Below are 16,049 nucleotides of genomic sequence, written 5' to 3'. Positions count from 1 at the left end.
TCGAACTATGAGTTCACAAACGTTCACAGAGTCCGTCGAAGAGAATCACACGAAGGCTATCGAACGAGCGGCGGCAGACACGACGTTCGGTCACTGGATCGACGGGCGGACCGTCGCCCCGTCGAGTGGTCGCCAGTTCGAGACGATCGACCCAGCCGTAGCGCAACCGATCAGCGACGTGGCACGCGGAGACGCCGAGGACGTCGACAGGGCTGTATCCGCCGCACGTTCCGCGTTCCGAGAACACTGGCGACAGATGACACCCGCTGACCGCGCCGGGATCATTCGAGAGTGGATGGACCGGATTCGAGAGTACGCCGACGAACTCGCGCTGCTCGAATCGCTCGACACGGGGAAACCGCTCGCGTACGCCCGTGATGAAGTCCTCGACGCGATCGAGTACTTCGAGTACTACGTTTCGGTCGCACGGGCCCACGAAGGTTCCCACCTTCCACAGGGTGAGGACAATCACGTCTACATCCGCAACGAGCCATACGGTGTAGCCGGCCAGATCCTGCCGTGGAACTATCCGATCGACCTCTTCGCTTGGAAAGCAGGTGCGGCGCTCGCGGCCGGCAACACCGTCGTCTGTAAGCCATCGGAAGAGGCACCGCTGTCGATCACGCGGGCCGCACAGCTGTCCGAAGATATCCTGCCCGACGGCGTGTTAAACGTCGTCAACGGGTACGGCACGGAGGCCGGTACTCCGCTCACAGATCATGAAGACGTGGACAAACTGTCGTTCACGGGCTCGGTCCCGGTAGGCAAACAGGTGATGGAGACCGCGGCCGATCACGTGACACCGGTGACGCTGGAACTCGGCGGGAAGTCGCCGTTCGTCGTCTTCCCGGATGCGGACATCGAGCAGGCCGCCGAGACCTCTGCCGCGGGGATCTTCTATAACACTGGCCAGTCGTGTGACGCCTGCTCTCGCATCCTCGTCCATGAGGACGTACACGAGGAGTTCGTCGACGCCTTCACCGAAGCGGCCGCCGATTGGGAACCCGGCGATCCGCTCGTGGACGGGACGACGATGGGGCCGCTGACCTTCCGGAATCAGTACGACAAGGTCTCAAAGTACGTCGGCGTCGGCCGAGACGAAGGAGCAGAGCAGGTCTACGGCGAGGGTGTCCCGGACCGGGAAGATGGTGAGGGATTCTTCGTGGGGCCGATAGTGTTCGACCAGGTTGACAACCAGATGCGGATCGCACAGGAAGAGATCTTTGGTCCGGTGCAGTGTCTCATCACCTTCGAGAACTACGACGAGGCAATCGAGCTCGCCAACGACGTCGAGTACGGCCTCGCAGCGGGAGTCGCTACCCGGGATGCGTCACTGGCACATCGGGCTGCGGCGGACATCCAGGCTGGGAGTGTCTGGATCAACGAGTACCATGGCGGCGGGCCGGGAATTCCTTTCGGCGGCTACAAGGCTTCAGGTATCGGCCGGGAGTGTGCCAAGGAGACGCTCGCCGAGTACACCCATACGAAAGCGGTCAACCTCTCGCTCGACGAACCGTCCTTTTGACCGCCCACTGACCGGCATCACCTCGGCGCGATCTACGGCGCTTAAACGAATCAATTGCATCCGAGCGAACTCCCAGCTGTAGCCGCAGACTATACTTCGACGACGTCCGAGATTTCGGCGTAGCTGGCGGGCCATCGAACGTTAACATCGTACACGAGATGATCTCCTGAAATCACGCTGGGATGCGCGGCATCACGGACACTCGATCATCGACCAGCACCTTCCATCTCGAACGTGCCCCGCAGGTCGAAGTCTCCGGTGCTGTCGGAGAATCTATCGACGTCGAACTGCTCCAGCGAAAACGGCGTATCCTCGCCGGTCACGTGGGATCTGACCGCCGCTGCCGCAACTGGGGAGTTCACCATCCCGAGGCCGTTGAACCCGGTCGCGACTACGATCTCGTCCGGGAGCGAAGCCGAAGAACCGAGAAGGGGGAGGGTGTCAGGCGTGGCCGCGTCGATGCCAGACCATCCGTCGACGAACTCCGCCCGTTCGAACCCGTCGAGGAAGGTCGGAACAGTACTCGCAACGTGTTGGCGAAACTCGTCGTCGATTCCCGACCCGGACGAAATCGCCTCCGGATGTTCCTCGAAATACTCGCCACCGCCGAGGAGGAGGTCGCCGTTGAGTTCACCACGGAAATAGAGCTCCTCCCTGGCGACACGGCCGAGCGGGAACGTATCATCGAGATCCTCATCCAGCCGTAGCATCGCACACTGGAGACGGAACGGGCGGATGGGAAGCTGGACGTATTCGGCCAGAAAGTCCCGCGTCCGCCAGCCAGCAGCCATCACGACGTACTCGGCGGACAGCGATCTCTTCGACAGTTCGACCTCTGCTATTCCGTCCTCCACGTGAAAGCTGCTCACCGGCGTGTTTGTGAACACATCGACGCCCCGGTCCTCGGCGGCTTTCTGGAGGGATACAGTGTACTCGTAGGGGTCGACCCAGCCCGTGTCCGCGTACTCGACGGCGCCGGCGAATCGCGACGCGTCGAACCACGGATACTCCTGCTCTACCTCCTCCGGATCGAGGAACGAGACGGGGAATCCCTCATCTGAGAGGTTTGCGGCGCGTCCACGCGCGATCTCTTTGCTGTCCGGCTGGACAAACTCGATCCGTGGACGTTCGTGATACGAGAAGTTCTGGGTACCGTCGAACGCTCGGAACCACTCGTTCGCGTACCGCGCGACGTCCGGGTGGTCACCGTAGAACAGCGTCGGTGCGACGAGTCCGGCCGCCAGGCCGGACGCCTCGCCCGCGATCTGGCCTCGTTCGACGATGGCGACGTCGTGATCGGATGCGAGATGGTACGCGGAGGCACAGCCGGCCACGCCGCCACCGACGATGACGACATCGTAGTCTGTATCGGAATCTGTCATCACTGGTTGTATGGGATCCCCAGTATTATAAAAGCTGACCGTACCTCACGACGATCAGTAGTGAGACGCTGACCGCCGTCTGTCCGGAAGGTTCACGAGAATGACCCGACGTACTCAGCGTCAACCGGTACACTCCCCTGGGGACTCTTTTTCCCGGTGACGTAGTCGGGCTCGAAGTCAGTCGACGGTCCTGGAGCCGAGCGAGACGGTGTGGATCGGCCGGAAACGGCGCGGTCTCCTCAGTTACGAGTGAACGGACAGCTGTCGCAACGAACGGCGAGCACATGATGCCTCCGACGAGGCCCGTGATTGTGACGACAAGGCTATCGGGTGCGTCGCTGGGCGCATCGATGATCGGAAGGTCGTCGGGCGTGGCCGCGTCGCCCGACGGACAACAGTCCTCGCTTTTGATTCGAGCGTCTTCGACGTTCTCGACGCGATCTACGATGGTCTCCGCGACCACTTTGCGGAAATTCTCGGTGATTGTACTGCAGACGTTACCGGAATTCTAGACGGAGTACGTGCCACCGCCGACGTGGAGGTCCCCGTTGTGCTCCGTGCGCCAGTACCTTCTGGAGTGTTGATCCCCGCCATCGGGAACTCCTCGCCGAATGCTCGGCCCACCTCCTGGTTCACTGTTTGCCAGCGGAACGGGCGGATCGGGGTCTCGACGAGGTCCGAGAGGAGGTTTCGGGTACGCCAGTCCGTCGCGCATACCACGTGCTCCGACGAGATAGTATCTCCGTCCACACGTACTTCAGTCACCGAGCCGTCTTCGGTCTCGATTGCCTCCACTTCCGTTCCCGTCTTATAGCGTGCGCCAGCGCCCTCCGCGTCCGCTCTTAGCGTCATCGTGTACGTGTAGAGATCGACCCAGCCGCAATCAGTGAACTCCACGCCACCCCACCAACCGCGTTGGACGTTTGAATATTCCCCTGCTGACCGATCCTGCCACCCAGTGTGAACCGTAGGCCCCGCGAAAACACCATGGTTTCACACATAGAGAAATTTTCGCACATACATAGTCGAGTTGCCAGTGCCATTACAGACATATGGTTGTAATGTTATGTGTGTTGTTATCTCTACTCGATGCGCTAACAAGCAGTTTGAAGGACGTTTTGGCGTTTCACGAGACGTGAAATGCTACTCTCCCCGTTTTCTTTATCTCCGGGAGTAATGGCTGATGAGATAATCTTTGATGACGGAATCTCCATCGTAGTTGGATAGCGTGACCAGAATTCACCAGCCAGTGATACCTCTCATCCTGATCTGAGTTCTTTCCCACCGAGATGGACTGGAGCTGTTCGGGCGGATCTAGTCCTCGCCGTTTCCACGTGGCCAACATGGTCGTGATCGTCTCGTGAATCTGGACCCCTTCGGCTGAGCGGAGGGTCCGGAACATCTTCCGAAGCACAACTTGCTCGCGCAGAGCGCGCTCTGCGCGATTATTCGTCGAACTTACGTCTGGCTCTGTAACGAACGTCAGCCAGTGCCCTAACCCGTTCCTGATCTTCTCGATCAGCTTCTGAACCTCCTGTGCCTCGTGGTCTTCCCTGATCAGGCCTTCCAGATGTAACGACGCCTCCGCCCGCTTTTGCTCGCGGGCGGAGGCGGACAGAGCCTCCTCGTCGAATGACGTTAAATCGTCGTGAAGAGCGTGTAACTCCGCAGATAACCTCTCTGCTTCCTCGTACCGTTCAGCAACGTACTCCGCCTCCCGCAACAGATGTGCCCAGCACCGCTGGAGCTTCGTGTGATAGCTCGGATACGCTGACCAACCGTCACAGCTGAACGTCGAGTCCTCGGCGAATTCCTCGTCGAGGACGTCCTCTAACACCTGGCTTCCACGACTCTCATCAACCCAGAACAGCACCTCTTCGTCAGTAACGAACGTCCACGCCCAGTGTTGCTCTCCGTCAACAGGAAAGCCCGTTTCATCGCAGTAGACGACATCACTTTCCTGAATACGGGCTTTGAAATCGTCATACGCGGGTCGCAGCCGGTCTGCGACCCGCTTGGTCAGGTTGTAGATCGTCCGATAAGAGATGGGTGTATCGAGCTCCCAGTCAAACAGCTCCGCCTGTTTGCGGTTTGGAAGTCGCTGATGGAACCTACCGAGGGCGGTTTGGGCCATGATATTTGGCCCAAACCGCCCGGTTTTCGGGCAGTCAGGATGTTCAGCAACGACTTCGTTTCCACAGGAACAGCGGTGTTTGCCGAGTTCGTACTCGACGACAGTGGTTGGAATAGGGAGAGGTATGTCGATAATCGTCCGTGAGACGTAGCTGTCCGGGTTAGAGAGGATTTGCTCACAGTCTGGGCAATATCCCTGATCGACTCGGATAGTTTCCTCTGGTTCAGGTGGCGGTCGAGTTGTCCCTTCGTGACCTTCGTTACGTCCAGGGGACGAGTCGCTGGCGGCGTCAGCGTCGCCGCCAGCGTCGTCTTTCTGGTTTTCGTTTTCTTCCTCGTCGCTGTCGTCGCTGCCAGGTGATCCAGCCGCACCACCCTGCTTACTGGGTGGTGTGTTTGGGTTTTCGTACCGCTTGAGACTCGCCTCAAGTTCCTCTATCTGCTGTTGCTGTGCAGCGAGTTGGCGACGGAGAAGACGGTTCTCAAGCTTTTGGACGACGAGTTGCTGGCGGAGATACGTACTGTTCTCGGTGCGGATCGCGGAATCTATCGATTCCGGCGATCCGCCAATCCCCAGCGACACACTTAGCTCACCATTGAGAGACCATTCATGAGACTGCTACGAAATTGGTCTGACGGCAAATCGCTATCCAACTACTCTCCATCTAGCATCCTTCATTTGAGGAAAGCGGTAACGAGCGTTGCTCTGATTTCCAGTTCAGTATCGGAACAGCCGGCGTTCAGAACTGCAGACAGTAGTGTCGCCAAGCGGGCTGCCTATCACGTGCGACTACTGCAGCACCGAATTTAGCCAAGACGCTTGGATCGTTGAATTGCAGGGGATACTCAATGCGGTACGTTGACACCATCGTGATTTCGTAGCGTTCACAACTTCCGCTCCGAGATTTTGTACAATTTTGATCAGTTGATCGACAGTCTCCTGGCCATCGTCATCATCGAGGATCTACGAAGACCATCCGATACTGAGTGTACTGATAATCGAATAGTTCGGATACTTGATCACTACCACGACGTTTTCAAGTCGATTGGGCCAACCGAGATGAGGTGGTGGTCATTGCACACAGTGGTATCTGTGAGAAAGCCCGGTTCTCTCAAGAGATTGGTGTATGGAACGAGTTTACACACACCACGAGAAACTCCCTCGAGGTACCCGTCGAAAGATCCTCTAGCATCAAGGACCGGTTAACATAACGTGACGATTCTCCCTTCCGACCGATCGTGTTCAGCTATGCTCGTGAGTCATAACCCGACGAAGAGTGGCTATTATGGCGCTTCTTGGGCAGAAGAGGAATACCGCCGATGTCCGCTGTGTAGCCGGTTGGCGATGGCTGAACGGCTTGATTCACTCTCTTGACCGGTTATGAATCACAGATACCGAGACCTGCACTAATTGATTACAATGAGTATTGTCTGAACACTATTATCGACGGACCCCAATCTATTAGACGACTCTCTCGCTATGACTCTATGATGGAGCAACTCGAACGACTGTTCGATCCGCAAGCTATTGCCGTCATCGGAGCATCCCAAAACCCGAAAAAACGCGGTCACACCACGCTATCGGATCTCCAACGCTGGGGATACGAAGGCGACATCTATCCGGTGAATCCAAAATACGAGGAAGTACTAGGGTTGCCGACGTATGACTCGGTTCTCGCCATCCCGGAGCAGGTCGACCTGGCGTTCATCGCGATCCCTGCGCAGTACGTCCCTGATACGATCCGTGAGTGCGGCAAAGCGGGCATCGCGGGTGCGGTGATCAACACGGCAGGATTCGGTGAGGTAGGTGAAGAAGCCCTCGAGGAGGAACTCGCCGCGGCCGCCGAAGAAAGCAACGTACGGATCATCGGGCCCAACATCCAGGGTGCCGATTTCGTCCATCAGCACGTCCACTTGTTAGGCGGCGTCCGGACGAATCCCGGGCAATTGGGAATGGTAACCCAGTCCGGGAATATGGGGGTAGCGCTCTCGATCGACGCCGAAGACAGGGGAACCGTCGGGTTCAGCTACAACATTGGTGTCGGGAACGAGACCGACCTCGAGTTCCACGAGTACCTCCAGTTCCTCGGCGAGGATGACAACACTGACGGCGTTGTCGCGTACGTCGAGGGGATGAACGATGGACGAGCCTTCCTCCGCGAGGCCCGCAGCGTCTCGCGCGAGAAACCGATCGTGGCATACAAATCCGGACGAACCGCTGAAGGAAGGGAATCCGCCAAGTCCCATACCGCGTCACTGGCTGGCAACATCGACGTGGTGGAAGCGTCCTACCGACAGGCTGGGGTCTACCCTCTCGACAACATCGACTTACTTGTTCCCGTTGCTGAGGCACTGACAACCTGTCCGATCCCGGACGGTCCAAATGTGGCCGTACTCACAGACGGGGGAGGTCACGCGACGGTAACGGCTGACGCCATCGAACGAGCCGGCCTTGAAGTCCCGAATCTGACCTCGGAGACCCAGAAAACGCTTGAAGAACTCTACGAACTGTCACCAAACCTTACCAATCCGGTTGACGTGATGGGGCTGTCTGACCACGAGACGATGTGGTACGACACCGCACGTCACATCCTCGAGGATCCGAACATCGACGCCCTCCTGATCACGGGAGCGGCGCTCGGTTACGAGGAGTGCTGGGACGAAGACGAACCCGAACGCGATATCGCCATCGCTCGCAAGCTCACGGCGCTGGTCGACGAGGTCGATAAGCCAATCGTATTCAACAGTATGTGGGAGGAACTTGGGTGTTCGACTGCGCTGAGTCACCTCTCAAAGAACGGTGTGCCGGTGTACGAACAGATCGACACGTCGGTGGCAGCACTCAGAGCGCTCGCCGAGTACGGCGACCACCTGTCTCACGTAGACGAAAAGTCGGATTTCAGTCTCGATACCAACGAGAACGCGAGCCCTGTCGTCACCGACGCGGTCCATGACGGCCGGACGACTCTCTCCGAGTTCGAATCCAAGACAATGCTCGCAGATCACGGTGCCCCAGTGACATCGTTTGAACTTGCGGAAACGGCCGAAGAAGCCGTCGACATTGCAGACGAGTTCGACGGATCTGTCGCTATGAAGATCTCGTCGCCGGACATCGTCCACAAGACCGAAGCTGGCGGCGTCGAGCTGGATATTGAGGATGAACAGGGAGTTCGCGACGCGTTCCACCGGATTCGTACCAGCGTAAGCGACTACGATCCGTCCGCCCAAGTAGAGGGTGTCCTCGTCTCCCCGATGGTTCCGAACGGGGTCGAACTGCTGGTGGGCGTGGTGAACGATCCTGAGATAGGACCGGTCGTCACCTGCGGAATCGGTGGAACCCTCGTCGAGGTAGTTGACGATGTCGCGTTTCGAGCACTCCCGGTCACCGAGCACGACGCCCGAACGATGATAGACGATATCGAAGCCCAGGCGCTACTCGACGGCCCACGCGACCTCCCAGCAGTCGATAGAGACGAACTGGTCGAACTCCTCCTGTCCGTCTCCGATCTCGTGACGAACAATCCCGCAATTGAAGAACTGGACATCAATCCGGTGGTCGCCACCGAGGACGGACTGTCAGTACTCGACGCGAGCCTCGAACTCGACGCCGAGTGACTCTCAGGACAAACGCTGACGAGCGATTGCAGTCTTGACGGACACGGCTCACAAGAAAATGGACTCCGGCGCGGATTTAGCGTTGTCGACGCGACACCATCGCCCATGATGGTGTGTGTACGATGACTCTCCCACTTCTGAGCAGTAATTACGGCTCGTCAGGGATACTGTAGCGTTCTTCCGCTAGTCCTTCTCCGTGGTGTTCATCCACTCGATAGCCGCGCTCACACCCTCTTCATCGACGATCTCGTGAAAGCGGTGGGCTGTCTCGGTTTCGGAGGTCACCGCAAAGAGGTACTCATCGATCTGTCCTGCCGAGTTCGAGCGATATCCCTGCGTCTCCTGGATATCATTGAGCGTGTCCTTCAGGAGCTTCACGACCGAACTGGGGGTCTTCTTGATGTGGGAAACCTCTTCCTCGACTGCCGCCTCGAGCGCGTCTTCATCTTCGACGACTCGATTCACCAGCCCCATCTTCGCGGCTGTGTCAGCGTCGATGTGCTTGCCGCCGTACAGGAGTTCCCGTGCCTGTTTCAGCGAGTCAGTCACGAACGGCAAGATCAGACGCGGTGGAAGTTCGCCCATGTGAACGTCTGGAAAACCGAACTCAGAACGCTCCGTCGCGATTGTCAGATCACATACCAGCGCCAGATTACATCCGCCTGCGAGCGCGTATCCATCCACGGCTGCGATCACTGGCAGGTTCAGGTTGAAGATGGTATCGAGGTGCGTGTACGACGATTTTATCAGATCGTCCATCGTCTCGATTCCCTCCTCGCCGAAGTCGTATCCCGACGAGAACGCTCTTCCCGCTCCAGTTAGGACTACGGCACGGATCTCGTCGTCGTCTTCCGCGGTCAGGAGCGCGTCCTCCAGTTCCTCGCGCAGGGAGATGTTCAGCGCGTTGAGGGACTCTTCGTTGTCAAGAGTGATTGTCAGTGTGCGATCATCCGTCTCTGTCTCTAGGTATTCGTAGTCGAGCACGGACAAGTATTCCGAAACAGCATTCTTATAGATTTCGGTGGTCCTAATTCTCACGGATGATGACGGGTCAGGTCCGGTAGAGAACGCTACGTCAAGGCCGATCTCCGCCATGAATGTTCGTCCACGGACACTGCTGTCGCTGCTGCCGGCATGGAGCCAGCGAGGACGCAATCCCCACGAGGACCTCAACCGAGTCATCCCGAACAACAAGATGGTTTCACGAGCTCACGCTGTGCCAGCTATTGTGTCTACGGAGTGTATGATTGCAAAAATTATATAAATGGGGAGTTAGTCATAAACGTCACAACGACTCATGACAGACGGTAACTCAGCAGCGGACGATGAGGTCAGTGACTGTAAAGACGTAACCGTCGGCGTCGAACCCAGTGACGAGGTGATCGAAGAGTTGGTCGAAGCCGACGAACTGCTTGAAGTCGGTTCTCCCTTCTTACCCGACGAGACACCGATCCCCGACTATCAGTTCGCGTGGGGCATCAACAGCGACGAAGACGGGAATCCAAACCACGGGACACCACTCGGTGACGGCGCAGAAAAAGAGCTGCTCATTCCCGTTGAGGAACCAGGCCCGAACGAGGCGCTGGTCTACATGCTCACCTCCGAAGTGAACTACAACGACGTCTGGGCGATAACGGGGATCCCGGTTTCGACGTTCGGTAATCACGACCGCGACTGGCACATCACAGGCTCGGGCGGCCTCGGAATCGTCACGGACATGGGCGACGGCGCCTCAGCCGACAGCCGCTTCGAAGTCGGTGACCTGGTCACCATCTACTCCGGGCAGTACGACGCGTTCTCACCGGAGGTGGGGCGCGACCCCATGGCTGCCAACTTTCGTATCCAGGGATACCAAACCCCCGACGGCTCCCACCAGCAGTTCATGCTCGCGCAGGCCACGCAGCTGTTCGAGCCGCCCGCGCCGCTCAATCTGGAGGAAGCTGGCAGCTATCTGCTGACGATGGGGACGATCCACCGGGCGCTCTTCAACACGCTCGACGTCGAAACCGGATCGAATCTCTTCGTCGAGGGTGCTTCGACGGGGACCGGGCGCGACACGGTCGTCCTCGCGGACACTCGCGATCTGGACATAACGGGACTCGTCTCCAGTCCCGAACGTGGCGAACGTGCCCTCTCCGCCGGTGCGGACGCGTACATCAACCGCAAGAGCGACGAGCATGCGGACGCCATGCGTATGGTTCCCCACGACCCCGACAAATGGGAGGACTGGCGGGCCGCAGGTGACCCCCTCCTAAAAGAGTTCCGGGATAAAAACGACGGCGACCTCGCCGGTTACGTCGTCTCGCACGCCGGTCAAGCAGCGTTTTCCCGTTCGTATCAACTGCTCGATGACGGCGGACGTCTCACGTTCTTCGGCGCCTCCACCGGGTACGAGATGGCGTTCATCGGAAAAGGTAAAGAATCCACGCCGGACGAGATGTACGACCGCACGAATCTCCGGCCCGGCCAAGGTGTCATGGTCTGGTACGGGACACCCGAACAGGTCACCGGACCCGAAGACGCCGTCGGCGAAGCCGCCATCGAGAGCGCCCTCGATAATTTCTGTCGGGTCGCAGTCGTCACAGAGACGGACGCGCAGGCCGAGTACGTCGACTCCGAGTACGACGTCGAAGGAGCAGTGAGTATCGAGACCCTGGCGGTGGAAGACGACGACTTCGAGTTCGTCGATTCGCTTCCGGAACTTCCACGGCCGGAGTCGTCCGACCTTCTCCCTACCGTTGGTGCGTACTCGAACAAAATGTTCAAGCCGCTGGGGAAGGCAGTCGGAAGCCTCCTGAAGACTCCGAACAATCCCCGTGGAAATCCCGATGTCGTCTTCGAACGGGCCGGACAGAACACCCTCGGCGTATCTACCATGCTGTGTTCGTCCTTCAAGGGAGAGGTGATCTACTCCGAGGACATGTCCGGCCAGCGCTACTCCTTCTACGCTCCGCAGGTGTGGATGCGTCAGCGTCGGATTATCATGCCGACGACGGAAATCTTCGGGACCCACATGAAGAACACCTACGAGGTGATGAAGTTACACGAGGAGATCGAACAGGGGACCATCGACGTTCCGAAGACCAATCTATCCGCGTGGGCGGACACGCCGAGCGTGCACGAGGATATGTGGAACAACGAACACAAAGAGGGGTCGTACGTCATCAATCACGCCCTCCCGGACTCCTCACTCGAATCGAAGGAGGACCTGCTCGACGCCTGGAAGAATTGATCACTCCTGACACGGGCGAATCCCTCGGCTGAACTACCCCCTGCGGGCAATGTAATGAGGGAAACCCGAACACGAGAAGATGGCTGGATCGTTTTTCCGACCCGGTGTTGAATTCTTGCTGAGGGGGACCCACTGTCGTCGTTCTACGGTATCAGAAACCGCGTACGCGACGACTTCCTCGGTGTCATCGTACTCCGTCATCCCGAATCGCCAGGAATCGAGCGCGATGCTATCGTTGCGATACGAGGAACGAACCGTCGTTTCGGTATCGGCGAGCATCACTGTGCCATCGTCAGTGTTGATGACCTTGTTGTATCCGTCTGCAGCCGATCTCGAGAGCATATCCGAGACGGTGGTCGATGAGTCGGTACTGTGGCCGCGTTGTTCCTCGTAGAACGGATCGCTACTGGTTACCGTGATCATTACGGTCGTTTCGCCGTCACCCTGTGAGACTGGGCTACGGAACGAGATTACCTCCCGTTCGCCGTATTCGTACGTGTTCGTGTAGCTCGACTCGAAATTTGTCGTATCGATAGAACCGGACGACGTATCGGCGATGGCGACCGATCCTGACGTCTTCGTCCTGTGATGGCAGCGCCGGTATCCGGGAATCGGAGTCGACGGATACGGCGAGAGTTGGAACGGAGGCATGGTACCGCCGCGTCGGAACGGCACCCCAGTCGACCGTTCGGTTCTGTCCAGCCACAGGAGTCGTCGGCAATCACGGGCGACCGGTCGTCCACAGTGGGTGATTCGGGTACTTATTTATACGCTGAATAGAGTATGATTGGTAATGTCACGGGCAACTGTCGAGGTCCCAGAACAGGTAACGCAGTTGGATAAACTCGTCAGAGTTGATCTCAGCGAGCGAGAGGTTACGATCGAAACGATTCCACAGGAGTACCGGGACCGGTTCATCGCCGGGAAGGGGCTCGGAGCAGCGCTGTTACTCGACGAGGTCGAGGCCGGAACGGACCCGCTTTCGCCCGAGAACAATCTCTATTTCCTGTTCGGGCCGCTCACGGGATTCGCCCCGGGTACTTCGCGGTACGCTGCCGTCACGAAATCACCACTGACGGGGGCGTTCGTCGACTCGTATTCCGGCGGCCACTTCCCGACGATGGTTCGGTACGCGCTTCCGAACGTCCTCGCGATCGCGATCGAGGGTCGTGCGGATGAACCGGTGACGCTGCGTATCACCGAGGGGGAGATAACCCTCGAGGACGCGACCGATCTGTGGGGGCTCGACACGAAGGAGACTGCGCGGCAGTTCGACGGAAAGCAAACGAAGACAGCCTGTATCGGACCAGCGGGCGAAAACCAAGTCAAGTTTGCGACGATATCGAGCGACGAAGGCACGCACCACGCGGGTCGTGGCGGAGTCGGTGCCGTCATGGGGTCCAAAAATCTGAAGGCCGTCGTCGCGACCGGTGACTCACCGCCGACTGCGCCGAACGTGCAGGAGTTGAAGGTCAAACACACCCAGCGTCTCGGGACCGACGACGAAGTCTCGTGGGCGAGAAACGGCGGCACACAGCTCATCGTCGACTGGACGCAAGAGGTCGGCGCGCTTCCATCGCACAACTGGTCCCGCGGAATGATCGAAGACGTCGACGACCTGAACATCGACGCATTCGAGGCAGGACACGTCGACACCGATTCGTGTTTCGGCTGTCCGGTCGCGTGTGGTCACGTCGTCGACTTCGAGGAGAGCGACGTCGGAGGTGCGTTCCCGAACGCGAACGTCGACTGGGGACCGGAGTACGAGACGATCGGCATGATGGGTGCGAACACGGATATCACGAACGTGACCGAAGTGACGGAGCTGGCGAACCTCGCTGATACGCTCGGGATGGATACGATCTCGCTCGGAAACGTCCTTTCGTGGTTGATGGAGGTGACGGAAAAGGGACTTGTTGACGCCGACCTGCGCTGGGGCGACGCCGAGGCGGCTGCCGAGGTCATCCGGAAAATCAGTCACCGCGAGGGAATCGGCGACGATCTCGCGGAAGGGACCGCGCGCGCGGCCGAGTGCCTCTGTGACGGGCATCCGGACGCTCGCGAGGCTGCGGTCCAGATCAAGGGTCTCGAACTCCCCGCGTACGAGCCGCGTGCATCGTTCAGTATGGCGCTGGCGTATGCGACGTCCGATCGGGGGGCATGTCACCAGCGCGCGTTCCCCATCGGATCGGACGCGTTGGGTGGCGAGCGGGATCCCTTCGACACCGACGGTCACGCATCGGTCGTCATCGAGGAGCAAAACGAAACTGCGCTGACCTATAGCATGGTTTCGTGCTCGTTTACTGCGTACAACTATGAGAGAGTCTGCGAATGGTTGAACGCGCTCGCGTACGACGTAGCGGTCGACGATCTCCATGTGGTTGGTGAACGCGCCTGGAACATGACGCGGTTGTTCAACGTTCGTGAGGAATTCGACAGGGATGACGACGCGTTACCGCCACGGTTCACCGAACCTCTTGAGCGTGGCGGGCCCGCAGACGGGAACGCCATCAGCGAAGCCGAGTTTGAGACGATGCTCGAGGAGTATTACGACCAACGCGGCTGGACGTCGGACGGGAAACCCACCCGCGAAACGCTCGAGCGGCTGGACATCGCGCCGCTCGCTCCAGACTCCCTCGTCACGTAAGTCGTCTCACCCGCTCAAGTGTTCGCCGGCCGCTGTTTGCGACTTACATCTCGTCGAACTAGCGTCGAGTGCGTAACGAGTCTCTTTCGAGGCTCTCAGTGAACGACCACCGAACGCTCAGCTTTCAGCAGGGTAGTATCTCAAGACAAGAACGTTCGGATCACGAGCTGCTTGGTTGAACCTTCCATAGCATTATTTCTAAATTATTATATATTGATAAAATAAAGTATTGGCAATTTTTAAAATGTCTGATGATTTTTCATAAAAAGATGGAGGAGTACCGGTCGGCCCTTCTTGAACTAGGCAATGGTAACGATGGGGAGGAACAGAGAAAATAGCGTCCTCTGATTGACAGTGCTCCGGTGGTCGTGTCCGTCTATGCCAGACAGTAGTACGCGAAATTCTCGAGCACCCGCGTCGCGTTCGAGTCATCGAACGAGTGATCGCAGTCGGACCAGTCACTCGGCTCGTCTTTGATCTGCTCGGTGAACTCAGGATGAAACTGGACGGTCCAGATCGGTGCATCGTTGTGACGGCTACAGAAGTGGTCATTGTATGCCGTCCGTGCGGTTGTGACCAGTTCGTCACCCGGCTCGATGACCAAATCAGCGTGTAACACGGGTACGATAGGGTCGAGGCCGTCGAGCACGAGATCGTCTTCGATGTGCTCAATCTCGATGAACGTGGCCCGTCTGCGGTCTTCTTTGACAACGCCACCGAGTGCGTCGTGGATTAGTTGATGACCGAAACAGATCCCGAGCAACGGGACCTTCTGATCGCGACAGCGATGGACGATTTCTGCCGCCGGTTCGATCCAGTCGGCGTGGTCATCGTCGTAGACACTCGCGGTACTGCCGCTCAGAACGACCCCGTCGTACTGCTCCAAGTCGGGACGAAACAGCTCGTCAACAAATACCTGATACTCCGTTTCACCGGGGAGCAGACGATCGATGTTTGGACCGAGGTAGCGATAATCCGGTTGTACTTCGAGGTCGAGGACAAGTATCATTGGCGTATAGATAGTAACCTATTATATTGAGTCTGACGGAATGCGATTTCGCTCGTCGGCAATCCAGTAGCTGCGGTCAGTTCACGCAACGCCGCGTCAGGGTCCTCGAGATCGCGTCAGTCGTCCGGTTCAGCATGCTCACGAACGCCGTCGACCCGTAGTGTGGCTCGAGCTCGAAGTCAGTGTCACGCGAACCGAATCATCCGAGTTGATACGTCCCCAGGAAAAACGGTGCCATGCTCCCGGCAGCCAGTTCACGAACAGCCGCACCGACGACAGTCGAAATCCTGATTTCGCCGATGTGGGGGTCGTCACGACGAAATCGTCTGGTGCTTCGAGCGGATATCTATGATGGGACACTTATCCGGTGTGGTCGTGTCGCCGGTTGGGAACAGATCACCGCATACGAATCGAACGTCCCTGAACCGACTGGAGCGTTTCGGAACCACCGTCCTGGGTGGTGTCGAAACGATTCCCTGACAGAATTACTGACCGAACCGGAATCC

At 58.2% G+C, this 16,049-nt stretch carries 8 protein-coding genes and 2 pseudogenes; 4 read left to right on the top strand and 6 right to left on the bottom strand.

Annotated elements, in window-relative coordinates:
• Window positions 1–7: 7 nt before the first annotated feature.
• Window positions 8–1,525 carry an aldehyde dehydrogenase family protein gene (locus MU558_RS19865; protein ID WP_246976251.1) on the top strand — a complete coding sequence of 506 codons (1,518 nt, stop codon included), beginning with the start codon at window positions 8–10 and terminating at the stop codon, window positions 1,523–1,525.
• Window positions 1,526–1,731: 206 nt separating this feature from the next.
• On the opposite strand, the gene MU558_RS19860 is transcribed toward MU558_RS19865, so the two are convergent.
• The 3 genes and pseudogenes from MU558_RS19860 to tnpC all read right to left on the bottom strand — a co-directional run bounded on the left by MU558_RS19860 (window position 1,732) and on the right by tnpC (window position 5,623).
• Entirely contained in the window at window positions 1,732–2,907 is a 1,176-nt protein-coding gene (locus MU558_RS19860) for an NAD(P)/FAD-dependent oxidoreductase (RefSeq protein WP_246976248.1), read from the bottom strand.
• Between the two features lie 441 nt (window positions 2,908–3,348).
• A pseudogene (locus tag MU558_RS23440) lies at window positions 3,349–3,813 on the bottom strand (NAD(P)/FAD-dependent oxidoreductase); the annotation flags it as partial.
• Between the two features lie 353 nt (window positions 3,814–4,166).
• Window positions 4,167–5,623, bottom strand: a pseudogene (gene tnpC, locus MU558_RS19855) (IS66 family transposase).
• Between the two features lie 908 nt (window positions 5,624–6,531).
• On the opposite strand from tnpC, the gene MU558_RS19850 reads away from it, so the two are divergent.
• Window positions 6,532–8,655, top strand: a complete 2,124-nt coding sequence (locus tag MU558_RS19850) for an acetate--CoA ligase family protein (protein ID WP_246976245.1) — start codon at window positions 6,532–6,534, stop codon at window positions 8,653–8,655.
• Between the two features lie 183 nt (window positions 8,656–8,838).
• Here MU558_RS19850 and MU558_RS19845 read toward each other — a convergent pair whose 3' ends face one another.
• Complete coding sequence (locus MU558_RS19845; RefSeq protein ID WP_246976243.1) at window positions 8,839–9,750, bottom strand: enoyl-CoA hydratase/isomerase family protein; 912 nt, start codon at window positions 9,748–9,750, stop codon at window positions 8,839–8,841.
• 202 nt (window positions 9,751–9,952) lie between these two features.
• On the opposite strand from MU558_RS19845, the gene MU558_RS19840 reads away from it, so the two are divergent.
• The gene (locus tag MU558_RS19840; RefSeq protein ID WP_246976240.1) at window positions 9,953–11,887 is read left to right on the top strand and encodes a zinc-binding dehydrogenase; all 1,935 of its coding nucleotides are present in this window, start codon (window positions 9,953–9,955) and stop codon (window positions 11,885–11,887) included.
• Between the two features lie 33 nt (window positions 11,888–11,920).
• Here the strand turns inward: MU558_RS19840 and MU558_RS19835 are convergent, their stop codons facing one another.
• Window positions 11,921–12,310: a hypothetical protein gene (locus MU558_RS19835; protein WP_246976237.1), complete on the bottom strand. Its 390-nt coding sequence runs from the start codon at window positions 12,308–12,310 to the stop codon at window positions 11,921–11,923.
• A 370-nt stretch (window positions 12,311–12,680) separates the two neighbouring features.
• Between MU558_RS19835 and MU558_RS19830 the strand changes: the two genes are divergently transcribed.
• Window positions 12,681–14,534: an aldehyde ferredoxin oxidoreductase family protein gene (locus MU558_RS19830; RefSeq protein WP_246976235.1), complete on the top strand. Its 1,854-nt coding sequence runs from the start codon at window positions 12,681–12,683 to the stop codon at window positions 14,532–14,534.
• A 376-nt stretch (window positions 14,535–14,910) separates the two neighbouring features.
• Here the strand turns inward: MU558_RS19830 and MU558_RS19825 are convergent, their stop codons facing one another.
• Window positions 14,911–15,420, bottom strand: coding sequence for a type 1 glutamine amidotransferase (locus tag MU558_RS19825; protein ID WP_246976233.1), 510 nt, complete (start codon window positions 15,418–15,420; stop codon window positions 14,911–14,913).
• Window positions 15,421–16,049: the final 629 nt, after the last annotated feature.

The organism is Natribaculum luteum, from assembly GCF_023008545.1.
Taxonomy (GTDB): domain Archaea; phylum Halobacteriota; class Halobacteria; order Halobacteriales; family Natrialbaceae; genus Natribaculum; species Natribaculum luteum.
This window is presented reverse-complemented; position numbering and strand designations above follow the sequence as displayed.

Coding starts and splice junctions, on each gene's coding strand:
- MU558_RS19865 (WP_246976251.1), top strand. CDS start 8: ATGAGTTCACAAACGTTCACAGAGTCCGTCGAAGAGAATCACACGAAG.
- MU558_RS19860 (WP_246976248.1), bottom strand. CDS start 2,907: ATGACAGATTCCGATACAGACTACGATGTCGTCATCGTCGGTGGCGGC.
- MU558_RS19850 (WP_246976245.1), top strand. CDS start 6,532: ATGGAGCAACTCGAACGACTGTTCGATCCGCAAGCTATTGCCGTCATC.
- MU558_RS19845 (WP_246976243.1), bottom strand. CDS start 9,750: ATGGCGGAGATCGGCCTTGACGTAGCGTTCTCTACCGGACCTGACCCG.
- MU558_RS19840 (WP_246976240.1), top strand. CDS start 9,953: ATGACAGACGGTAACTCAGCAGCGGACGATGAGGTCAGTGACTGTAAA.
- MU558_RS19835 (WP_246976237.1), bottom strand. CDS start 12,310: ATGATCACGGTAACCAGTAGCGATCCGTTCTACGAGGAACAACGCGGC.
- MU558_RS19830 (WP_246976235.1), top strand. CDS start 12,681: ATGTCACGGGCAACTGTCGAGGTCCCAGAACAGGTAACGCAGTTGGAT.